Source organism: Flavobacterium seoulense (assembly GCF_000695795.1).
Classification (GTDB): domain Bacteria; phylum Bacteroidota; class Bacteroidia; order Flavobacteriales; family Flavobacteriaceae; genus Flavobacterium; species Flavobacterium seoulense.
The window spans coordinates 28,093-50,965 of record NZ_JNCA01000021.1 but is presented as its reverse complement, the minus strand read 5'-3'; the positions used below and the strand labels follow the sequence as shown (position 1 = coordinate 50,965).

16 protein-coding genes are annotated in these 22,873 nt (G+C 30.9%); 10 read left to right on the top strand and 6 right to left on the bottom strand.

The window, feature by feature from the left end; all coding sequences use genetic code 11:
- Nucleotides 1-299 precede the first annotated feature (299 nt).
- The 9 genes from FEM21_RS11275 (at nucleotide 300) to FEM21_RS11235 (ending at nucleotide 15,589) form a co-directional block, all read left to right on the top strand.
- Entirely contained in the window at nucleotides 300-5,291 is a 4,992-nt protein-coding gene (locus FEM21_RS11275) for a translocation/assembly module TamB domain-containing protein (protein WP_035660481.1), read from the top strand.
- The gene (gene tamL, locus FEM21_RS11270; RefSeq protein ID WP_035660579.1) at nucleotides 5,278-7,569 is read left to right on the top strand and encodes a translocation and assembly module lipoprotein TamL; all 2,292 of its coding nucleotides are present in this window, start codon (nucleotides 5,278-5,280) and stop codon (nucleotides 7,567-7,569) included. Before FEM21_RS11275 ends, tamL begins: the two co-directional genes overlap by 14 nt.
- A gap of 216 nt (nucleotides 7,570-7,785) precedes the next feature.
- Nucleotides 7,786-8,508: an MlaE family ABC transporter permease gene (locus tag FEM21_RS11265; RefSeq protein WP_152547399.1), complete on the top strand. Its 723-nt coding sequence runs from the start codon at nucleotides 7,786-7,788 to the stop codon at nucleotides 8,506-8,508.
- Nucleotides 8,508-9,251, top strand: coding sequence for an ABC transporter ATP-binding protein (locus tag FEM21_RS11260; protein WP_035660480.1), 744 nt, complete (start codon nucleotides 8,508-8,510; stop codon nucleotides 9,249-9,251). The genes FEM21_RS11265 and FEM21_RS11260 overlap by 1 nt, the downstream gene beginning before the upstream one ends.
- A gap of 6 nt (nucleotides 9,252-9,257) precedes the next feature.
- Nucleotides 9,258-10,049 (top strand): MlaD family protein, encoded by a 792-nt coding sequence (locus FEM21_RS11255; RefSeq protein WP_035660479.1) that lies wholly within the window; start codon nucleotides 9,258-9,260, stop codon nucleotides 10,047-10,049.
- Between the two features lie 27 nt (nucleotides 10,050-10,076).
- The gene (locus FEM21_RS11250; protein WP_035660577.1) at nucleotides 10,077-11,123 is read left to right on the top strand and encodes an AI-2E family transporter; all 1,047 of its coding nucleotides are present in this window, start codon (nucleotides 10,077-10,079) and stop codon (nucleotides 11,121-11,123) included.
- A gap of 20 nt (nucleotides 11,124-11,143) precedes the next feature.
- Complete coding sequence (locus FEM21_RS11245; RefSeq protein WP_035660478.1) at nucleotides 11,144-11,485, top strand: hypothetical protein; 342 nt, start codon at nucleotides 11,144-11,146, stop codon at nucleotides 11,483-11,485.
- A gap of 53 nt (nucleotides 11,486-11,538) precedes the next feature.
- Complete coding sequence (locus FEM21_RS11240; protein WP_035660476.1) at nucleotides 11,539-13,107, top strand: AsmA family protein; 1,569 nt, start codon at nucleotides 11,539-11,541, stop codon at nucleotides 13,105-13,107.
- A gap of 169 nt (nucleotides 13,108-13,276) precedes the next feature.
- A complete protein-coding gene (locus FEM21_RS11235; RefSeq protein ID WP_081824690.1) occupies nucleotides 13,277-15,589 on the top strand; it encodes a glycosyltransferase in 2,313 nt (770 codons plus the stop codon).
- A gap of 83 nt (nucleotides 15,590-15,672) precedes the next feature.
- On the opposite strand, the gene FEM21_RS11230 is transcribed toward FEM21_RS11235, so the two are convergent.
- Nucleotides 15,673-17,133: a glycoside hydrolase family 130 protein gene (locus tag FEM21_RS11230; RefSeq protein ID WP_035660474.1), complete on the bottom strand. Its 1,461-nt coding sequence runs from the start codon at nucleotides 17,131-17,133 to the stop codon at nucleotides 15,673-15,675.
- A gap of 365 nt (nucleotides 17,134-17,498) precedes the next feature.
- On the opposite strand from FEM21_RS11230, the gene FEM21_RS11225 reads away from it, so the two are divergent.
- Nucleotides 17,499-18,572: a DNA topoisomerase IB gene (locus FEM21_RS11225; protein ID WP_035660473.1), complete on the top strand. Its 1,074-nt coding sequence runs from the start codon at nucleotides 17,499-17,501 to the stop codon at nucleotides 18,570-18,572.
- Between the two features lie 131 nt (nucleotides 18,573-18,703).
- Here the strand turns inward: FEM21_RS11225 and FEM21_RS16445 are convergent, their stop codons facing one another.
- From FEM21_RS16445 to FEM21_RS16560, 5 genes are all read right to left on the bottom strand, one after another.
- Entirely contained in the window at nucleotides 18,704-18,865 is a 162-nt protein-coding gene (locus FEM21_RS16445; RefSeq protein ID WP_081824689.1) for a DUF1328 family protein, read from the bottom strand.
- Between the two features lie 67 nt (nucleotides 18,866-18,932).
- Entirely contained in the window at nucleotides 18,933-19,406 is a 474-nt protein-coding gene (locus tag FEM21_RS11220; RefSeq protein ID WP_035660472.1) for a ferritin-like domain-containing protein, read from the bottom strand.
- 186 nt (nucleotides 19,407-19,592) lie between these two features.
- Complete coding sequence (locus FEM21_RS11215) at nucleotides 19,593-21,410, bottom strand: FAD/NAD(P)-binding protein (protein WP_035660470.1); 1,818 nt, start codon at nucleotides 21,408-21,410, stop codon at nucleotides 19,593-19,595.
- A gap of 123 nt (nucleotides 21,411-21,533) precedes the next feature.
- Nucleotides 21,534-22,556, bottom strand: a complete 1,023-nt coding sequence (locus FEM21_RS11210) for a helix-turn-helix domain-containing protein (RefSeq protein ID WP_035660469.1) — start codon at nucleotides 22,554-22,556, stop codon at nucleotides 21,534-21,536.
- A gap of 52 nt (nucleotides 22,557-22,608) precedes the next feature.
- On the bottom strand, nucleotides 22,609-22,764 hold the full coding sequence (locus FEM21_RS16560; protein ID WP_160171315.1) for a hypothetical protein: 156 nt from the start codon (nucleotides 22,762-22,764) through the stop codon (nucleotides 22,609-22,611).
- Between the last annotated feature and the right edge of the window lie 109 nt (nucleotides 22,765-22,873).

Sequence of the window (22,873 nt, the reverse complement as noted above, 5' to 3'; positions counted from 1 at the left end):
GAAACAAGCGTTTCAGAATCTATTTTTTTTCATTTATTTTAAAAATGAGTAAATTTAGAACGATATAATTGCGTTTTTTTGCTAAAAAACCATGCTTTAAAAAATCGTTTTTATATATTATTATATTGAAATTGTAAAAATAATTAGTGTAATTATATAAAACCATTTTTGTTTATAAGTAATATCTTCACGAAGATATTTTTATCAATAACAACAGAATTCGTGGGTTCGATTTTTTATTATTGTTTTTTGTTGTAAAATATTGTAATACAGATTTTTAAATTGAATTCTAAAAATATATGATATCTCCAAAATTAAAAAAAGTAGCTAATTATTTTTTAGTATTCCTGTTGTTTTTGTTGTCACTTTTTTTACTACTTGTAATAGCATTTCAAATTCCTTTTGTACAAAATTTTGCCAAAGATAAAGCAGTTACTTATTTAGAAAAAAAGATAAAAACTAAAGTAGAAGTCGGAACTATTGAAATAGGTTTGCCTAAAAATATTATTCTTCGTGATTTTTATTTTGAAGATCAGTCTAAAGATACCTTGCTTGCCGGAAAAACTTTAAAAGTAGATATAAGTCTTTTTGAATTGCTGAATAATAAAGTTGAAATTAATTCTATTGATTTACAAAAAATCACTGCAAATATAGAGGTCAACAAAGATTCGGTTTTTAATTTCGATTATATCATTAAAGCCTTTGCATCTACAGATACCACAAAAACAGATTCCAAGCCAATGGAATTTTCGCTTAAAAAAATCAACTTTGATACGATTAGATTTAGTTACAAAGATGCCGTAGCTAAAAACAATATTAAAGTATTTATTAATCATTTTGATACCAAAATTGATAAGATTGACTTGAATCAATTGGCTTTTGATATTCCTAAAATTAATCTTGATGGATTACGATTGAATTTGAATCAGGATTTAGTAGAAACGACTAAAAAAGTAGCTGAAAAGATTGAAAAACAAGCGGAAACGAATGTGTTGAAATTGAATTTGAAAGATATTCAGCTTAAAAATATTGATTTGGCTTATAAAGATTTACAAACTAATCTGGATACCAAAATTAAATTCGAAAAGTTACATACCAATGTAAAGAAGATTGATTTAGAAAATCAGATTATTGATTTGAATTCGATTGAATTGAAAAAAGCAAACGGTTATCTTGCATTGACAAAATCAGAAAAAAATGTTGTACAGAAAACTGTGAAATCAGAAAAAGAAATAGCAGGTACTCTTTGGAAAATAGATGTTAATACTATTGTAATTAATTCTTTTAATTTCAAATTTGACAATGAAAATGCAGTAAAAACAGCAAGTGGAATTGATTATAATCATTTAGATTTAAAAGATTTATCCTTCAAAGGAAGTTCAATTGCTATTTGGGAGTCGTATAGTGGTACTATTAATTCGTTTCGCTTTAAAGATAAAAGTGGTTTTCAATTGGATGAACTTACAACAACATTTAATTATGCTCCAACAACTGCTTCACTGAAAAATTTATATTTAAAAACGCCTCAAACGACTTTACAGGATAATATTGTAGTTAATTATCCTTCAATAGAATCGTTAAGCAAGCATATTGAAAACTTGGCTTTAGACGCTAATTTAAAGGAGAGTAAATTAGGTTTTAAAGACATTTTATTGCTTGCTCCACAATTGAATACTAATCCGGTTTTTAAAAATTATCCCAACGCAATTGTTAATTTGGATGCGAATGTTAAAGGCAAAATTGGTGATTTAAAAATTAACCAATTCAATGCCAGTGGAATTGGTGCGACAAAAGTTAACGTAAGAGGAACGATTAAAGGTTTGCCAAATGCAGATAAAAGTGTTTTTAACCTTGCGATTCTAAATTTAGAAAGCACCGCAAGAGATATTTATGCTTTGACACCAAAAAATACAATTCCAAATACAATTCAGTTGCCTCAAAAATTCAATGTTAAAGGGAATTTTAAAGGTAAAATTGCTGCTTTTAAAACTGATTTGGCATTAAAAAGTACTTTTGGAAATGCAGTTGTAAAAGCAACATTCGATCAAACCCGAAAAAACAACGAAAAATATATTGCCTATGCCACAGTTACCAATTTTGATGTAGGGAAATTGATTAAGAATAAACAAATTGGGAAAATAACCGCTAATGCTACTGTTAATGGCAGAAGTTTAGATCCGGCAACAGCCACGGCAAAACTGACTTCTAAAATCGTGAAAGCGCATTATAACGCTTACGATTATAATAATATCAATATTAACGGAACTATTGCTAATGGAATTTTTGATGTCAATGCCAATGCTAAAGATCCTAATTTAACTTTTGATTTAGTGGCTAAAGGTTCGTCTAATCCTAAAAAACCAACAGTAGATTTAAAACTGAATCTGGATATTATTGATTTAAATAAACTGAATTTGCACGCTGGGCCTATGAAATTAAGAGGTGATGTCAATGCTAATTTTGACGATCTAAATCCGGATAATCTTAACGGAAAACTGGATGCGACTAATTTTACAATTGCTTTAGAAAAAGAGCAATTTTCGTTAGATACCATCAGTTTAAAAGCTATTTCTACTGCTGAAAAGGATTCCATTATTTTGAATTCGCAGTTTATTAAAGGATTAATTTCAGGAAATTATAAGCTTTCGACTATTGGAGATCAATTAATGAATTCGATTTCTAAATATTACCGATTAGATAAGGCTTATGCTAAAAAAGAAGAAAATCAATATTTAGATTTTCAGTTTGTGATTAAAGATCACGAAATCACTAAAAAATTATTGCCTCAGGTTCAGGAATTATCTGAAATTAAAATTGACGGAAAATACAATTCTGCCAACGATACGATTGTACTGAATGCTTCAATTCCGAAATTGAAATATGCTAATAATGAAGTTTCAAATGGTGTTTTAAAAGTAAATACGCAAGAGAATGCTTTGCTTTACAATTTAACATTAGGCACAGTTAAAGCTAGTGCGTTTGAAATTCCGAAAACAACTTTAATTGGTAAGCTGGAAAATAATGTTATTGATTATGAGTTGGTTGTTAGTGATTTAGAGAACAAAGAAAAATATGTGATCAACGGGAATTTAAAAGATACTTTGGGCGCTTCGCTGGTACATCTTAATCCTGAAAGATTACTTTTAAACTATGAAAACTGGAATATTGATCCGAACAATTTTATCAAGTTACAGAAAAAAGGTCTTGTAATTTCTAAATTTATACTCGAAAATAACGGACAATCTTTTGGAATTCAGTCTGAAACAGAAGTTCCAAATGCACCTATTGTTGCCGATTTCAAGAACTTTAAATTAGAAACTTTAACCAGTATTGCCAAATCTAATTTTGAAGCTGGCGGTGCGATAAACGGAAATGCTACTGTTTCAAACCTCACTGAAAATCCTTTATTTGTTGCCGATTTAGCTATTGAAAATGCGAGTATCAAAAAAGATACAATTGGGAATTTAATAATCAAAGTAGATAATAAAACGGCTAATTTATACAATGCAAATGTGGAATTAACAGGTTTTGATAATCAGGTCAATATTGATGGAAATTACAATGTAAGCAATCAAAATTTAGATTTTATTGTTGCCATTGATAAGCTTCAAATGAAATCAGTACAGCCTTTTACCTTAGAAAATTTAAAAGAAAGTGAAGGTTTTTTAAATGGAAAATTAGAGGTAAAAGGACAGGCTTCGGCTCCCAATGTGAACGGAAATATTACATTTAATTCGGTTGCTTTTAATGTTACTCAATTGAATTCTAAATTCAAATTGGATAATGACAATATTACTTTCGACAATAATAAAATCATTTTCAAAAATTTCAAATTAGAAGATGAAAATAAAAATCCGCTAACAATAGACGGAACAATCAACAGCCAGGATTATACTAATTTGGGATTTGATTTGAATGTGGTTGCCAGAAATTTCAGAGCAGTAAACTCGAAAGCAAAAGACAATGATTTGTTTTATGGCGAATTGTATTTAGATAATAATCTTGAGATTACAGGAACTTTAAATAGTCCGGTAATTGGTGGTAATGTTAAAATCAATGAGGATACTAAATTTACTATTGTTTTGCCGCAAGACGATCCGTCAATTGCTGACAGAGAAGGAATTGTAGAATTTATTGATCAGGATCAGCCTGTTTTAATTAATAATATTGACGCAACAAAAGAATTGGCACAAACAGAAATAAAAGGAATCGACGCTTCGGTAAATATTGTGATTGACAAAAAAGCAGAAATTTCGATTGTAATTGATGAGGCTAACGGAGATTACTTAAAATTACAAGGAGATGCTGAATTGACCGGTGGGATTGATCCTTCGGGAAAAACTACCTTGACAGGTAAATACGAATTTACAGGTGGTACGTATGAAATGAATTTTAATTTAATCAAAAGAAAATTTGAAATCCAGCCTGAAAGTTATATTCTATGGACTGGAGAACCTACGGATGCCAATGTTAATATCACAGCTGTTTACAAAGTTGATGCTTCACCACTTGATTTAGTTGATGATCAACTGGCGGGAATTACTGATGAAGTAAGAAATACTTACAAACAAAGAATTCCTTTTGAAGCTAATTTGATGATGAAAGGAGAATTGCTGCAACCGGTAATTAGTTTCGATATTATTTTACCAGATGGAAATAACAATGTTTCAGCTGAAATTATAAATACAACTGAGGCAAAATTGGAACAAATAAGACGCGATGAAGATGCTCTAAATAAACAGGTATTTGCTTTGTTATTATTGAACCGTTTCATTGGTGAAAATCCGTTTCAGAGTGAAGCAGGAGGAACCAGCGGAAGTTATTTAGCAAAACAAAGTGTGAGTAAAATTTTATCACAACAGCTTAATAATTTGGCTGGTGATTTAATAAAAGGTGTCGAATTAGATTTCGATCTTCAAAATACCGAAGATTTTACTTCAGGCGAAAGAAGAGAAAGAACTGATTTGAATGTGGGACTTTCTAAACAATTATTCAACGATAGATTGAAAGTAACGGTGGGAAGTAGTTTTGGTGTTGATGGAGCTGCACAGCAAAATGAACAGACTACCAATATTGCAGGAGATGTTTCGGCTGATTATTTAATTACAAAAGACGGTCGTTATAAATTTAGAGCGTATCGAAAAAACAACTATCAGGTAGCATTGCAAGGTCAGGTGGTAGAAACCGGCGTTGCTTTTATTATCACAATGGATTATAATAAATTTAAAGAGTTGTTCAAAAAGAAAGGCAGAGGCAACAGAAAAAATCAGAAAAACAATGAAAATAAATAGCTATATCACTTTACTTTTTTCAGTCAGTCTACTTTTAGGATGCAGCGGTACGAGCAAAATTCCCGAAGGTGATTTATTGTACACAGGACATAATCTTAGTGTAAAAAAAGGCGAAGAACCTAAAAAGATAAGAAAAAGTATAAAGTCAGAACTGGATGATATGATTCGTCCAAAACCAAATAAATCTATTTTTGGGATGCGTCCGGGAATCTTTTTTTACAATCTGGCTGGTGATGTTAAAAAGGAAAAAGGATTTCGATATTGGTTAAAATACAAACTCGGTGCCGAACCTGTTTTAATGAGCAAAGTAGATCTGGATTACAACCAAAAAGTGATTCAGAATTTTGTAGAAAATAAAGGATTTTTTAATGCTAATTCTACTGCTGATACCGTTCAAAAAGGCAAGAAAGTAAAAGCAAATTACGAAGTTACCTTAAACAATCAGTACAAAATAAAATCAGTTATTTTTCCGGCAGATTCAATTGTTTTGGCAAAAGAAATTGGTTTACTGGAAAGTACAAGTATTTTAAAAGTGGGTAAACCCTATGATTTAGAAGATATTAAAAACGAACGTGCCCGAATAGATGCAAAACTAAAAGAACGCGGTTTTTATTATTTCAATGAAGATTATCTTTTAATTCAGGTTGACAGCACCGTTGCTAATCATGAAGTAGATTTGCGTTTAAAAATAAAAAACAACATTCCTGAAAAAGCGAAGAATCAATACAAAGTCAATGATGTTTATGTGTATCCGAGTTTCAATTTAAAAAGAGACACGGTTGCCAATAGAAAAATGGATACAATTAAGTACAAGGATTTGACTATAATTGACAATAAAACGGTTTTTAAACCTTTTATTTTTGATAAAACATTATTGTTTGACAAAGGAGAATTGTACAATAGAACCACTCATAATTTATCATTGAACAGGTTGATTACATTAGGGACATTCAAGTTTGTTAAAAACGAATTCAGAGAAAATAAAAGCGCTAAAAATGAACTGGATTTGTATTACTATTTAACACCATTACCTAAAAAATCGATTCAGGTAGAAGCATTGGCTAAAACCAATTCGGCGAATTATTCCGGTACCGAATTAAATGTAAACTGGAGTAATCGAAATTTATTTAAAGGTGCCGAATTATTGACAATTACTGCATTTGGAGGTCTTGAAGTTCAGGTTTCAGGACAAAACAGAGGTTTTAATGTGTATCGTTTTGGAGGTGAAGCGAGTTTAGTTTGGCCAAGATTTATTTCACCCTTCGAAATGCGTTCCGGAAGTGCTTTTGCACCAAGAACAAAAGCTTCTATAGGTTATGAATACCAATTACGAACTAAGTTGTACTCGTTAAAAACCTTCAATAGTTCGTTTGGTTATTTGTGGAAAGAGAATGAGAAAAAAGAGCATAGTTTAAGCATAATTAATATTGCTTATGCTTCGCCTAATAATGTTACTGATTTGTATCAGTCACAAATTGATGAAAATCCTTCTTTAGGAAAAGTAATTGAACGACAACTTATTTTTGGTACAACATACACCTATACGTATACCAATACCATGTTGAAAAATAAAAAGAATAATATTTATTTCAAAGGTGGAATTGATTTATCAGGAAATTCATTAGGCTTACTATTAGGAGCGAATGATAGTAACAATCCAAAAAGTATTTTTGGAGTTCCGTTTAGCCAATATTCAAAATTAGAATTGGAGTTTCGTCATTATTACAATTTTAGTAAAGAAACTACGCTTGCCAGCCGAATCATTTTAGGCGCCGGAATTCCTTATGGAAATTCGAAAGAAATCCCTTTTATCAAACAATTTTTTATTGGAGGAACCAGTAGTATCAGAGCATTTAGGGCAAGATCGATTGGTCCCGGAACATTTGATGGAAACACAGTAACCGATAATTCCTTTTTACCGGATCAATCAGGTGATTTGAAGTTTGAATTTAGTACTGAATTGCGTGCTCAATTGTACAAACTGGTAAAAGGAGCTGTTTTTGTAGATGCCGGAAATATTTGGCTGCTAAATAAGAATCCCGAAAAACCAGGTGCTGAATTTACAGGACAATTTATGAATCAATTAGCAGTAGGAACTGGTGTAGGTTTGCGTTTTGATTTTAACTTTTTAGTACTTCGAACTGACTTAGCATTTCCATTAAGAAAACCTTATTTACCTAAAGGAGAGCAATGGGTTATTGATGATATTAAATTTTCAGATGGCGGTTGGCGAAAAGAAAATCTAATCTTCAATTTAGCTATTGGTTATCCGTTTTAAAATCAATTTATTAGCTGATTTTAGCGTTAATTTCAGAATTGTTATTATATAATAAAAAGCTAAAATGTTATAATTAAAAACAGTGTAAAAGAGCATAACTTTATTTTAAATCTCAAAAATAACGTTATGCTTAAACCATTACACAAATCAGACGGAAATTCGCTAAATTCTGTCTTTACTCAGGTAAAAAATAGCAGTTTCGCCTTCTTTATAGATATGGCGAATGGTACTGAGTATTTAAAAACTGTGTTGAAAAATTTCGTTACTAAGAAATTTGAGTTTCAGGAATTCCTTAAACAATGTTATCAGATAGGTAACAAATCCCTTGGTTTAATTTCGATTACAGGTATTATTATTGGTCTGGTTTTAACCATTCAATCCAGACCGCCATTGGTGCAATTTGGTGCAGTTGCCATGTTGCCGGGTATGGTCGCTGTTTCTATTATTAGAGAAATGGGACCTGTAATTACGGCACTTATTTGCGCCGGAAAAATAGGTTCCAGTATGGGAGCCGAACTGGGTTCTATGCGTGTAACCGAACAAATAGATGCTATGGAAGTGTCTAATACTCATCCCATTAATTTTTTGGTGATCCCAAGAGTGGCAGCTGCAACTGTAATGATTCCATTACTTACCTTATATGCTGATGCTATTGGGATTTTTGGTAGCTGGTTAGGTATTAATATCAAAGATACCATGAGCTTACGCTATTTTATAAATCAGGCTTTTTTAAGCGTAGAATTTCTTGATATTATTCCTGCTGTAATTAAATCATTCTTTTTTGGAGCTGTAATAGGTTTAGTAGGATGTTACAAAGGATATAATGCAGGCCGTGGTACAGAAAGTGTTGGTGTTGCAGCAAATTCTGCTGTAGTAACCGCTTCATTATTAGTAATCATTGTAGATTTAATTGCCGTACAAATAACCGATTTAATATAATGGAAAAGCACAAAAAAAATGTAGTTATTGATGTCAAAAACCTTAAAATAAGCTTTGGCGATTTAAAGGTTCTTGATGGTATCAACTTGCAGCTTTATGAAAAAGAAAATCTCGTTGTATTAGGAAAATCAGGTTCCGGAAAGTCGGTTTTAATAAAATGTATTGTGAGTTTATTGCAACATGATAAAGGCGAAATTACAGTAGGAAAACATGAATTGACTGATATAAGTGACGAAGATTTAATCAAAGTCCGCAAGAAAACAGGTTTCTTATTTCAGGGTGCTGCCTTATATGATTCTATGACAGTAAGAGAAAATTTAGCATTTGCACTTTCAAAATCAAAAGAGAAACTTTCGAAAAAAGAATTAGAGGATAAAATTGTTCAGGCTTTAGATGATGTTGGTTTGCCCGATTCGATCGATAAAATGCCCTCAGAATTATCAGGTGGAATGAAAAAAAGAATTGGTTTAGCCCGAACATTAGTCGTACATCCTGAGATTATTTTGTACGATGAACCCACAACGGGTTTAGATCCCATTACTTCGAATGAGATAAGTAATTTGATTAATGAAACTAAAGCTAAATTTAATAATTCCTCCATTATCATTACACATGATATTGCCTGTGTAAAAAAAGTAGCAGACAGAATCGTAATGATTAAAGATGGAAAAATTTATAAAGAAGGAACTTTGGAAGAGTTCATGGACGATGAAGACGATTATATTCAATCATTTTTTAAATAGATAATTATGAAAACAACTAGCCGCGCATATAAAATAAAATTAGGAATTTTTGTGACATTAGGAATTGGTATATTATTTCTAATTATCTTTTTTATAGGAAGTAACCAAAACTTATTTACTTCCAAATTTAAAATTTATACTAATTTTCGTAACGTGAGTGGGCTACAGATAGGTGGTCAGGTGCGTTTTTCGGGAATTTCAGTAGGAACGATTGAAAATATTGTCATCATTAATGATTCGACTGTAAATGTTGAAGCTTTGATGGACGAAGATGTCAAAAAATTTATAAAAGTCGATAGTAAAGCTTCAATCACTTCTGAAGGTGTTATTGGGAGTAAATTATTGACCATTTCTCAGGGAAGTTCAAATTTGCCGGAAGTAAAAGAGGGAGGAACCCTTCGTTCATTTGAACCGGTAGAATTTGATAATATATTATCATCTGTAAAAGTTACCGCTGAAAATGCTGAGGTTATTACCGGAGAGTTAGCGCTTTTATTCAATAATATTAATAATGGCGAAGGAACAATTGGTAAGTTGATGACGGATAAGGAAATGGCTAAAGATCTTGATAAAACCATGGAAAATTTAAGAAAAAGTTCCAAAGGATTAAATGAAAATATGGAAGCTGCTAAGCATAACTTTTTGCTAAGAGGTTATTTTAAGAAAAAAGAAAAGGAAAAAGAAAAAGCACTGGAAGAACAGCAAAAAGCTAAAGAAAAGGCACAAAAAGAAAAAGAAAAACAGGAAAAAGAAGCTAAGAAACAGGCCGAAAAGCAAGCTGAAAAAAACAAAAAATAATCCATCCGGCATTTTAAAATGAAAGAAATGAATACTATAAGTCCGAATATAATTCGTCAAATTTTTACCCTTTTATTAATTCTCTTAATGGGAAGTTTAATTTTCAGGGAAATGCTACCGTATTTTTCAGGAGTATTAGGTGCTATAACCTTATATGTATTAATGAAAAGACCTATGATGAAATTAGTAAAAAGAGGCTGGAATTCCGGCCTTGCCGCAGGATCGCTTATGTTTTTGTCGTTTATTACCATTTTAATTCCTATTGCCGGAGCTTTGTTAATGCTGGGAAATAAAATAGGTGAGTCCTCTCAAAAATCAGATAAGCTTGTAAAAGCAGTCGAAACACAACTTAAAGATTGGGAAAAATCCTTAGGTTTTAGCATAACCGATCAAATTGATACAGCATCCATTTCAGGAGGAATTACAAACAGTATTAGTAATATATTAGGAACGACTTTGAACACTTTTATTGCCGTTTCAATTATGTACTTTTTATTGTATTATATGCTTACTCATCAAAAACAATTTCAAAAAGTTTTAATAGAATATATTCCAATAAAAAATGAAAATCTTGAAACTTTAGGACTCCGAATTAATGAAATGGTCTATTCCAATTCATTAGGAATTCCGTTAGTAGCCATTGCTCAGGGTGTGGTTGCCCTAATTGGATTTTTAATTTTTGGTGTCGAAAGTCCGTTTTTTTGGGCGGTAGTTGTTACTATCGGTTCGATGATTCCTTTTATTGGAAATTTTCTGGGAACTCTTCCTATATTTATAATTGCATTGACTAATGGTGATACATTTCAGGCTTGGGGAGTTCTATTGTATGGTGTAATAATCGTGGGAACTACGGATAATATTATTCGTTTGTATGTATTAAAAAAGATGGATAATGTACATCCATTAATTACGCTTATTGGTGTTATCATTGGGATTCCGCTGTTTGGTTTCATAGGTTTAGTTTTTGGTCCCTTACTAATTAGTTTATTCTTACTAATAGTACGCATTTACAAGCAGGAGTATGCCAAAGAAGGAATCGAAAATTCGAATGATGTTCAAATAAAAATTGAATAATAATTATAAAATATAAAAAAATGAAAAATCCATTTGACAAACACGAAATAGATTATATCAAAATTTATCAGGACAAAGGTTATACTGCTAATTTTTATTTTGAAGACAATAAATTTCTCAACACAGAAACCAAAACAGAATACGATCCAACTGATATTTTTATCGTTGCTGAGCACCGCTATGAAGGGATGAGCAATCCTTCGGATATGTCGATATTGTATGTTATCGAAACGACAAGCGGAGATAAAGGAACAGTTTTACTGGGTTTTGGACCAAGCGCCGATTTAGAATTAGCAGAATTTTTTAATGAAATTCCTAAAGGCAATATTTCTAAAGCAGAAGATATTGACGATAATAAATAGTCATAATAACAATCTAACTTAAATTTTTTTAAGTTAGATTTTATTTTAAGTATATGAAGATTAATAAAAAAGGTATTGCTTTAATTTCGGTTATTCTATTCATCATTTTAGGTGTATTTATAGGACAATCTTATGCTAAAAAATATTTGAAGGACATGATTACCGAAAAAATTCCTCCTCACTATAAGCTGAAATATACTGATTTAGATATCAATATTTTACTGGGAAATGTATCCTTAAATAATGCTTTGGTAAAAATTAAAAACAAAGAACAAGTTTCAGCCCAAAATGCTAAATACCATACTTTTATAAAAATCGAAAGTTTACAGTTAAACGATATTAATTATCGCGATTTGTTGTTTAACAAAACGCTTACTATAAAAACAATTAAATTAAAAAGTCCTCAGTTTCATTATTATCCGTACCAATTTATTGCTTCAAAAAAAGAAGTAAAAGACAATCTGGAAAAAGGATTAAAACTTTTTAATGTAAACAAAATTGCCATTACAAACGGGAGTTTAGCTATTATGCAAAAAAGTACCGATAGTATTAAAATGGCACTTTCGTCTTGTAATTTGACAGTTTCGGGAACTAGTCTTGATTTAAAATCAAAAGAAAAAATACCTTTCGTTTTTGATAATTATGAATTTGAAGCTCAAAAAGTTGTTTTAGACAATAACAAATTCGAAAAAGTTACCATTGACACAGTGTCAATTGTTAGTGATAAATTAAAATTAGCCAACCTTCAAATTATTCCTAAATACTCTAAAAAAGAACTTTCGAAACATTTAAAAAAAGAACGGGATTATATCAAATTGAAAATTCCGCAATTTAGTTTAGAAAAATTCAAGTTTGATATTTATCAGCCAAGATTAAGTTTTACTGCAGCTTCAGGTGAAATTAGAAATCCTGATTTAGAAATTTACAGAGATAAGTTAATAGATGATGATTTAAGGATTAAACCTTTGTACAGTAAAATGTTACGCAATTTATCTTTCAATTTGAAGGTGAATGAGTTAAAAATTAAAAATGGTTATATTTCTTATGCCGAATTAGTTGATCCGGATAAAGTTGCCGGTAAATTATTTTTTGACCGGATTCATGCTACTTTATATGAGATTTCGAATTTAAAAAAAGCTAAAAAAACCGAAATTAAAATCAAATCAAGATTGATGGGCGCTGCTCCGTTAACTTTAAACTGGACTTTTGATGTCAACAATACTGCCGATGTATTTGCGGTTAACGGTTCGGTAAGTAATTTGGAAGCCCAGTTGATGAATCCTTTTTTTCAGCCAAATTTGAATGCTTTGGCAGAAGGAACCTTAGAACAAATGTACTTTTCGTTTGATGCTACAAATGTTTCTTCTAAGGGTGAAATGAAAATGAAATACGAAGATTTCAATTTTAAAATATTACGTAAAGACAGTAAAAAAGTCAATAAACTGCTAACAGCAATTGGTAATATTTTCATTAAAAAAGACTCTAAAAAAGATCCCAAAGATTTTCGTTATGGAACAATTGAAGCCGAACGTGATGCAACAAAATCCTTTTTTAATTACTTGTGGATTAATGTAAAAAGTGGCGTTGTAAGTACGCTTACAGGTAATGGAAAAAAAGAGTAGGATTATTTTTAAATACAAAAAACTACAATTCGAATAGTTTACTGAAGTTTCTGAATGTGATTGGGTTAACAAATATCTTTTTAAGGATAATGTTAACGGTATTAAGAAGGTAAATTAGCTAAGGCATTATTAAAATCATAATAATGTAAAGTCAATTAAAACCAATCTTATGAAAACGAAACAAAATATACCGAGCCCGGTCAGTGTTCTTTTTAAAGAAAAAAGAAACGACTACAGAAGAAAATTGAGTATTCAAAAAAATCAAAACACTCCTTTAGCCAAAGTCATAATGGTGGCTACTTATCCTCCCAGAGAGTGCGGAATTGCTACATATACGTTTGACTTAAGAAGTGCTTTGGAAACTAAATTTGAGAATAGTTTTGATGTCAAAATTTGTGCATTAGAAACAAAACAAGATAAATACAGTTATAATGCCGATGAGGTAGCTATGATTTTAACGACTGATGATGTCGAATCGTATGAGTCAACTGCCAAAAAAATAAACGAAGATAAAGATTTAGAAATTGTAATGATTCAGCATGAGTTTGGATTATTTAAAAGTAATGAAGAAGCATTTATCAAATTCCTCAAATCTATTACAAAACCGATAGTTATTGCATTTCACACCGTACTTCCTGAACCTAATCCGGATTTGGAAAAAAACGTAAAAGAGCTTGTTGCCATAGCATCAAAAGTTACGGTGATGACCAAATCTTCGGCAGAATTGTTAATCAATACTTACGGAGTAAATCCAGATAAAATCAAAATTATTTCTCACGGAACCCATTTAGTAAAACATCTGGAAAAATCTATTCTTAAAGAAAAATACAATGTTTTTGATCGAAAAATTATTTCGACATTTGGATTTTTAGGTCCGGGAAAAAGTATCGAAACTACCTTAAAAGCTTTACCTGAAGTTATAGAGCAACATCCTGACATATTGTTTTTAATAGTTGGCAAAACACATCCTACTTTATTCAATGAACAAGGAAATGCTTATATGGATTCTTTACAAAAAATGGTTGATGATTTAAAAATTAGCAATCATGTTCAATTTGTAAATAAATTTGTGCCGCTTCCGGAATTATTAGAATATTTACAGCTTTCTGATTGCTATGTTTTTACATCAAAAGATCCTAATCAGGCTGTAAGTGGAACATTTTCGTATGCCATAAGCTGTGGATGTCCTATTATTTCGACGCCAATTCCACATGCAAAAGAAGTATTGCAGGAAGGTCAGGGACTGTTATTTGAATTTGGAAATTCGAAACAATTAGCCGAAAAAATGAACGGATTACTGAATGATGATGAGGCACTCGAAGGCATGAAAATGAAATCTTTGCATTCTTCTTCCTGTACCGCCTGGGACAATGCAGCAATTTCTCATGGACATCTTTTTACGGAGCTGATAAAAACTCCGCTACAGTTACGGTATAAAAAACCGGATGTAAATTTAGATCATCTAAAAGCGATGACTACTAATGTTGGTATTATCCAGTTTTCAAAAATTGATACACCTGATTTAGAGTCTGGATATACTTTAGATGACAATGCAAGAGCGTTAATAACCATTTGCGAAAGCTATAAATCAACTAAAAATCCGGAAGATTTAGAATTAGCTAAAATCTACATTAATTTTATTTTAAAATGCCAGCGTGACAATTGCCTGTTTTTAAATTATGTAGATCAATATAAAAATTTCACGACTCAAAATAGTGAAGTAAATCTTGAAGATTCGAATGGTAGAGCCATTTGGGCATTAGGATATGCGTACCATTTATTAGAAGAAGCTATCGATATCGACACGACATTGTTCCAAAATATAAAATGGTCAATTAATCATTTTAGTGTTCAGTTGAATGAGTTTCATTCTCCAAGAGCTTTGGCTTTTGCAATCAAAGGATTGTATTTTTACAATTTAATTGAAAATGAAGATGAAATTACCGAAACGATACATAATGCTGCCAGCAAACTGGCTCATTTATATCATTCGCATTATGAAAATGACTGGAAATGGTTTGAGCCGTATCTTACTTATGGAAATAGTGCGTTGCCGGAAGCACTTTTATATGCATGGAAATCTACAGGAGAGTATGAGTTTAAACAAATCGCTAAAGAATCATTTGATTTTTTAATTTCGAAAATTTTCATAGATGATGCCATCAGGGTAATTTCTAACAAAAACTGGTTGATGAAAGGTGTCGACGAAAATACGATTACTCCAGGGGGTGAGCAGCCTATTGATGTAGCTTATACTATTCTTGCGTTAAAACAGTTTGATATCGAATATCCTAATGAGGGATATGATGATAAAATGGAAACGGCTTTTAACTGGTTTTTAGGAAATAATCATTTAAAACAAATTATTTATAATCCTTGTACAGGTGGTTGTCATGATGGTTTAGAAGCGCATAATGTCAATTTAAATCAGGGGGCAGAATCTACAGTGAGTTATTTGCTGGCAAGATTTGCTTTCGAATAATGATACAAAATTACAAATCAAAAAAGCCTGTAATTGCATAGTTTACAGGCTTTTTTAATGAAAAAATATTTTTAAATTATAGTTTATTCACTTTTTAGTTCAGCTAATAATTCGTCCATATTTACGGTTACATAAGACGAAGCATAATCTGATACGGCATACGGTAAAATCAAGTGATTGTTGTGAATGATACTTCCGCAGGAATATACCACATTAGGTACATAACCATTTCGTTCTTCTTCTAAAGGCGTTAAGAGAGGTTCTTTTAAGCGCCCAATTTCTATTGTAGGATCTTCTAAATCTAACAAAGAAACGCCTATACAATAACGTCTCATAGAACCCACACCATGAGTGATTACCAGCCAGCCTTCATCAGTATAAATAGGCGAACCGCAGTTTCCTATTTGAGTAAATTCCCAGGGAAATTTGGGTTCCTGAATTTTGATAGGATCGTTCCATAAGGTAATTCTGTTCGAATAAAACAAATAATTATTTACGCCATCAATACGGGCAAGCATGGCGTATTTTCCTTTGATTTTTCGTGGAAAAAGAGCAAAGTTTTTGTTTTGCGCTCCGTTTCCGTGCATTGGCATGACTCTGAAATTGATAAAATCATTGGTCGAAAGTAACTTTGGAAGTATTGTAAAACCATCATAAGCAGTATAAGTGGCATACATTTTTTCGGTGCCGTCATCATCTGTAAAACGTACAAAACGAGCATCTTCGATACCACGGCTTTCAGAAGAAGAAATAGGCAAAATAGCACGTCCTGAAATTTTAGAATCCTTATTGAATTCGATATCATAATAAGAATTAACTAGCCAAGTCATTTCTCTTAAGGCTCTCCTTTTAGATTCATCAATATCTTCTGCCAGTATTTTTCTAACGGCTTCTTTTATAGTGTAATACTCAAATCGGTTCGGTAAAGTGTCCATGATAGGAGTAGAATATTTTTTAGGAATATTCATTTCTTCCATTTTTTTCATGAATCTTTTTTTGTTATATGATTTTTTTTTGATAATGTGCGGAAGATCAATGTGTTTATGTGCTTCAACCATTTTAAGATTATTAGAAGCGTCTAATATTCCTTTTCTAAAAACAATAGAAGATAAATGTCCTTCACCGGTAGCTCTAAATGATATAATGACTCTTTTTTCACCTTCGGCTAAAAATGATTGGTCGAAATCTTCTACTATTGATGGATTAAACAAAGCCGCGGCTTCAAGCGAATATTCTAATGTAGAATAAGAACCAATTAAAAGCCGTCTGTCTAAACTGAGTTCGTCATATTTAATCCCAATCGATTCAATAAGATGACGATAATTATTAGCATGTTTTAAAAAAATTTCAGAAATATTTCGATGCCTGCTTCTAAATTCATCAAAGGTAACCTGAAGTTCTTTTTTGACCATTTCTTCATCTAAGCCCATAATCCGGTGAACTAAATTTATAGTCCGGGCATCGCCATTATTAAAAAAACGAGCAACAACTCTACTTGAATCGGGTTTAAAAAAAAGGTTTTTTCTAATTACTTGTACTGGCATAGTAATAATGTATTTTAAGTTATTGTATGTTGAAAAATGTCAAGATGAAGAGACAAAGCCAATAATTTTTTTTTAAAACTAATTATAGCTGAATTGAATGATGATTTTTTTGTTTTTTTTACAAAATTCACTAAACCAAACTGACAACTTTTTGTCATTAAAATGATGACCTGTACTTTAAAGATATTTACAAAAACGAGGGATTATTAATCGAAAAAATATAATTCTTAACTCAAATGAATTTCAAAAGGCTAAGATTCTTTTTTCAGCATCATTTTTTTTCTCTTTTCAGTTAAATAAAAAAGAAATAAGTAGTTAAATTGAAATAATATACTACTGATTTTTAGTATTTAAAGAAATGAAATATGGAAACTGGAAAAGTGGATTATGAACAATTAATGTGTCATCCGGAAGAGGTGTTGTCTAACTATAATTTGATTTATGCCTATGATGAAGATTTGACAATTGTTAGAAAAAAGCAGGGTAAAAACTTTATCTATCTAATGAATGGTAAGCGGCTTAATGAAGCTAAAGCCTTAATGCGAATTAAAAAATTAGTTATCCCGCCTATGTGGGAAGATGTAAAAATAAGTAATCTTGAAAATAGCCATTTGCAAGCCGTAGGAAGAGATGCCAGAAACAGAAAGCAATATTTGTATCATACTAATTGGAATACGATAAGAAATTCAACTAAGTTTTATAAGATGTATTCTTTTGGGAAAAACCTTCCTCTAATTAGAAAAAAAATAGATTCAGATTTGAATAGGAGAGGTTGGCCAAAAGAAAAAGTGGTGGCTTTAGTCATTCGATTAATGGAGGAAACCCACATAAGGATAGGTAATAGTTTTTATGAAAAAGAAAATAAAACCTACGGTTTGACCACTTTAAGAAAACGACATGTGAATATTTTTAAAGACCAGATGAAAATAGAGTTTACAGGAAAAAAAGGAATAAAACATACCGTTACGGTGCGCAATAAAAAAATGATACGATTAGTAAGCCGTTGTGAAGAATTACCGGGCTGGGTTTTATTTCAGTTTATTGATGAAAATGGAGAAAGAAAATCGCTTAAAAGCAATCATGTTAACGAGTATTTACAAGAAATATGCGGAAATAATTTTACCGCAAAGGATTTTAGAACCTGGTCAGCTTCGTTGTCATTTTTCAATGCGTTGATGGAATTAGAAAAACCAACTTCAGAAACAGGTATTAAAAGTAATATTTTAAAAGCTTACGAATGTGCTTCGATAGCTTTAGGAAATACTAAAAACGTGTGTAGAAAATATTATGTACATCCTGTAATTGTCGATGCGTATCAGGATGGAACATTAGAAAAATCCTTTAACCGAGTGAAAAGAAGTACGACAATAAATCCTTATTTTTCAGCTTCTGAAAAGGAAATTCTAAAGCTTTTTAAAGCCTACGAACCTTCATTCTAAAAAATAAGTTCACTAAAATAGAATTATAAAATATCTATTTTAGTGAACTTTAGTTATACATTATCAAAATCAATTGATATTCTCTGTCAAGTGGGACTAATAAATAATCCTCTAATTGATAGGATTTAATTTTATATATCCCTTCTTCCTCTAATGAAAGATAGAAGAAATAATATGATGAAGATAAAGAATAAAATTTTAGCGATGCTTGCTGCACCTGCGGCAATTCCACCAAATCCTAATACTCCAGCTATAATAGCTAGTACGATAAATGTGACTGTCCAACGTAGCATAATTTTTGTTTTTTTGGGTTGATATTATTTTGTATTTATAGTGAGAAGGAAAAAATAGTGAAAACCATTATTTTAAATCTTCTATTTTTTTAATCGTTTTAAGATCGTTTTCAATAGCTTCTTTTTGTTTAAGCAATATCGAACGGATTCTTAACGGCAACGATGATTGATTAAGAATGTCATTGTAATCAGCTAATGCAGCTTTTTCGCCTATGATAGCTGCTTCTAACATTGATGACTGGTCCGAATTAGAAGAAAAAAGCGCTTTTAAATCCATCCAGGTTTGGCGTACTGTACCTGCAATAGTACCTGTGTTTTCAGTGTAAGCTGAACTATTTTCGTTTTGTATGCCAGACATGATGAATTCATTGTTTAATTCGTTTCCAAAATCATATCTTTCTTTAGATTTCTTCTCGAAATAACTTTTTAAAAAAACATGCTCAGTATGTTCGGCAGCCTTTTCAAAACCTTGTTCACTATCGTGAATTTTTTCTAAAAGATATTCTAGTTTAGTATTGAGAGGTTCTGTTTTTTTTTCCATCATTATCAATTTTTAAGATTAAAATGGTCTTTTTTTAATTGTTGTTTTTTTGTATAATTCTTTACAATTCAAATACTGTAACAATTACTAATTTCCAAAATAATAAGCATTTCTATTAACGCATATCATTATTTTAAGTGCTCAAATGCATAATTCAAAGCAAAATTCAAAAAAAAGATTTTTGAATTATATAGTACCGTCTTCTTCGTAAAGTTTTGTAATATTTTCAACAGATGTTTTAGAATCTGAATTTTCTTTATCTAATATAATCCAGGAATCAACCACAATAGAGCTTGTCGCATTACAAGCTTGTAAACCGTAAGAATAAGGCCGGCAGCCCGAAGTGTGTGTAAAAGTGATATCGTGTATTTTGTCTTCTGATGTTCCGTTTTTTCGAATGACTTTGTAAGTGGGATCAATATCAATTCCTCCAGTGAATAAAAAAGTTCTTTTGTTTTTATAAAAAGTATCTTTCTCAATATCCGGATTATCCAGTTTTTTAAAATTAGGTTTTCGTTTAAACTGAGCTCTTGCTTTTTGGATAATTCCAAATTTCCTCATCGAAGGAAAAGGATAATTTTCAATTTCTACTTTTTCTTGTCCGGAGCAATTGATAAACATTTTATAAGAAGCGGTTTTTACAGTTCCATTCTCTTTTTCAATTTCGATTTTTGTTTCTGTATCATTTTTGTCAGCATCAATTACAGTTACTTTTCCTTCGACCAAATCAATACAGTTTGCTTTGTGCATGGCTAACAAAACATTAGCCGAATTGATAGGCAATGCCGCAACAACATTCATTTGAAAAGGCATAATTTCTTTTCGAAAAAATAAATGATCTTCGGCAGATAATAATTCGGTATGGTAATTTAAACAATACATTAAATCGTCCAGCGTTTCCATCCAATGAATAGGTTGGTTATTTTTCAAAGCATTTAATGCTAACTTTTTTTCTTTTTCCATTCCGGCAAACGAATTCACGTATTCGTGTTTTTTACTCATTAAAGTGATAAATTCTTCGAAAGTAAACTTGGGATTTTGAAGCAATTTTATCGTTTCCTTTTTTCTATCTTTTTTAAAAGCTTCGATTAAAGCTGGCCGGCATATTTTATCATAAAAGGTATCGATGGTCAGAAAACCATTTGAACCAACTAATGATAATATTTCTTCACGATTAGTATGACGGTAAATTTCCCGCATAGGTTCTTCCTGCTCGTATTGTAAATGCGGTAACCAGCCTTGTGCCGAATGAAGAATGATTTTAAATCCGTTTGCCTTTTCATGAAGATGAAAAACCAATCCTTTTTTTGTTTTTTTGAAAATTCCATGACGATGTGCTAGTGAGGTAACAACATCAAAAGCGCTCAAAGAAGCACCCAGCGTTCCTATTGGAAAATTAAAGTACTCGTCTTCTTTTGGAATTATTTTCTGGATTGGCCAGGGTGAAGCATGATAACCTCTTTGTGGTTCATCTTCTGCTGACCAGTGATGTCCTGTGGCAATTACTACTTTGTCAAATTCATAAGTTTTGGAATTTTCGATAATCACTTTGACCTCGGTGTTGTTGTCTTCGATTACAATATCAATTACTTTATGATCTATCAATTCATTAATGATAAAACCCGAATCTTTTAGTTTTGTAATTAATAATTGATATTGTTCGTGAAAATACTGGCCCAAAGCTAAACGGCTATACACTTCAGAATCTTCAATAGGAAATTGAGTGATATTCCATTTTTTTAAGACTTGTTTTTTTTGAGTTCGAAGCCAGTCGGCAAAAGTTTGCGGGAGTTTTGGAATTTCTTCAGATGAAATATTAGCTAAATTATATTTATCGGTAGTTTCAGGATTATAAGGCATTCCCATACCCATGTGTTTTCCTTTTTCAAAAATACTAATACTCTGTATTTGATTTTGAAGTTGAATACTATTATCAGAAATATGTTTTAAGAGATATAAGGCTGTTGGTCCTGAACCAATTATGGCTAATCGCTTTTTATTCATAGAAATATTTTGATAAAAATAAAATTGAACAAGTGGAAATATTTAATTTTAAATAAAACAAAACCGATTGAAAAAATAAAAGCCAGTTTGGTAATAAACTGGCTTTGTATTTTGAGTAGTTTTTTAGGCAGTAATTACCACTTTATTTTGATGATTTTGATAATGTTTTGGACTACAATTGTATTTTTCTTTAAAAATTTTCGAAAAATAACTTCTGCTGGTAAGTCCCACAGTATATACAATTTCAGAAATATTAAGTTCAGAAGTTCGAATTAGATTTTCGGCAACTTCTACTCTGGTATTTCTAATAAAATCAGTTACCGTTCTGTCGTGCATAACTTTAAAACCTTCCTGTAATTTAAAAGGTGAAATGCCAAACTTCTTACATAAATATTTTAAACTGTATTGAATTTCAGGATTCATCTTAATATGTTCTGAAACTCTTTTTATAATTTCCATATCGACTTGGGTAAGTGCCGAATTGAAACAATTTTGAGCTTTAGTCAAATCATATTTATGCTGTTCAATTTCAAGAGCTAAAATTAAATAGACAGAGCTATTGATTAATAAATTTCTAACTAATCCTTTTTGATTAATTGAATTTAGAAGATTTATTTGTTCAACAATTTTTAAGTTTAGTGATCCTACATAAGAAAGCGGATGGTTTTCTTTGTTTTGAAAAAATGTACTTATTAATTGTTGTTTTAATTCCTGATCATGAACTGATAAAGTGTGAACCGTAATCAATGAAGCCTTTGTGGGCTGATTTTTATTAAAGCTAAAGATGGTATTTTTTTTGTTAAAAGAATTAGAGAAAATACCTGTTTGAAACTGGTTTAATCTATTTCTTTTTCCTTCTTCGCCAAAACTTTGCATAAGGCATCCATTTGAACAATAACCAAAATGAATTGAACTTGAATTATCTTGTTTATATACAAAAGATACATCTTCTTTAAAAATGATTTCATATTCAATATAACATATTGCAGGTTCAATCATGATTCCTGAAATGAATCCTTTTCCAGTATCATTGTTTATTTCTAATCGGTATTCTTTAGATTTTTTATCAAGATTACCGCCTAATTGAGCTTGTATTTGTTCAAAAATACTGTACAGATAATTTGATGTGATTGATATAGTTTTCATACTAGCATTTTTAAAAGTTACTTACTAATCATTTTTCTTAAGATTTAAACAATTACTCTTTTTTTAAAGTTTTTTTTAAATCAAAAGAGAAAATAATCTCTTTTATCTCGGCAGTAGATTGAGAAATATACTTTTTAATAAATTCTTCCAGGCTTAAAGTTTGTTTTATGGCTGCATTTTGCTTTGTGTTGAGGCTTAAATTTTTCATAGTCAAATATTGTTTGATTAATAAAAGTTGGGATGAATACAAATATGCAACAACACTACTCTCAATTTGTTATAGAATTAATTCATTATGTTACATAATTCCACTAAAA

What these genes read in the sequence shown, in the direction of transcription:
- FEM21_RS11275 (WP_035660481.1), top strand. Translation starts at nt 300, where the DNA reads ATGATATCTCCAAAATTAAAAAAAGTAGCTAATTATTTTTTAGTATTC.
- tamL (WP_035660579.1), top strand. Translation starts at nt 5,278, where the DNA reads ATGAAAATAAATAGCTATATCACTTTACTTTTTTCAGTCAGTCTACTT.
- FEM21_RS11265 (WP_152547399.1), top strand. Translation starts at nt 7,786, where the DNA reads ATGGCGAATGGTACTGAGTATTTAAAAACTGTGTTGAAAAATTTCGTT.
- FEM21_RS11260 (WP_035660480.1), top strand. Translation starts at nt 8,508, where the DNA reads ATGGAAAAGCACAAAAAAAATGTAGTTATTGATGTCAAAAACCTTAAA.
- FEM21_RS11255 (WP_035660479.1), top strand. Translation starts at nt 9,258, where the DNA reads ATGAAAACAACTAGCCGCGCATATAAAATAAAATTAGGAATTTTTGTG.
- FEM21_RS11250 (WP_035660577.1), top strand. Translation starts at nt 10,077, where the DNA reads ATGAATACTATAAGTCCGAATATAATTCGTCAAATTTTTACCCTTTTA.
- FEM21_RS11245 (WP_035660478.1), top strand. Translation starts at nt 11,144, where the DNA reads ATGAAAAATCCATTTGACAAACACGAAATAGATTATATCAAAATTTAT.
- FEM21_RS11240 (WP_035660476.1), top strand. Translation starts at nt 11,539, where the DNA reads ATGAAGATTAATAAAAAAGGTATTGCTTTAATTTCGGTTATTCTATTC.
- FEM21_RS11235 (WP_081824690.1), top strand. Translation starts at nt 13,277, where the DNA reads ATGAAAACGAAACAAAATATACCGAGCCCGGTCAGTGTTCTTTTTAAA.
- FEM21_RS11230 (WP_035660474.1), bottom strand. Translation starts at nt 17,133, where the DNA reads ATGCCAGTACAAGTAATTAGAAAAAACCTTTTTTTTAAACCCGATTCA.
- FEM21_RS11225 (WP_035660473.1), top strand. Translation starts at nt 17,499, where the DNA reads ATGGAAACTGGAAAAGTGGATTATGAACAATTAATGTGTCATCCGGAA.
- FEM21_RS16445 (WP_081824689.1), bottom strand. Translation starts at nt 18,865, where the DNA reads ATGCTACGTTGGACAGTCACATTTATCGTACTAGCTATTATAGCTGGA.
- FEM21_RS11220 (WP_035660472.1), bottom strand. Translation starts at nt 19,406, where the DNA reads ATGGAAAAAAAAACAGAACCTCTCAATACTAAACTAGAATATCTTTTA.
- FEM21_RS11215 (WP_035660470.1), bottom strand. Translation starts at nt 21,410, where the DNA reads ATGAATAAAAAGCGATTAGCCATAATTGGTTCAGGACCAACAGCCTTA.
- FEM21_RS11210 (WP_035660469.1), bottom strand. Translation starts at nt 22,556, where the DNA reads ATGAAAACTATATCAATCACATCAAATTATCTGTACAGTATTTTTGAA.
- FEM21_RS16560 (WP_160171315.1), bottom strand. Translation starts at nt 22,764, where the DNA reads ATGAAAAATTTAAGCCTCAACACAAAGCAAAATGCAGCCATAAAACAA.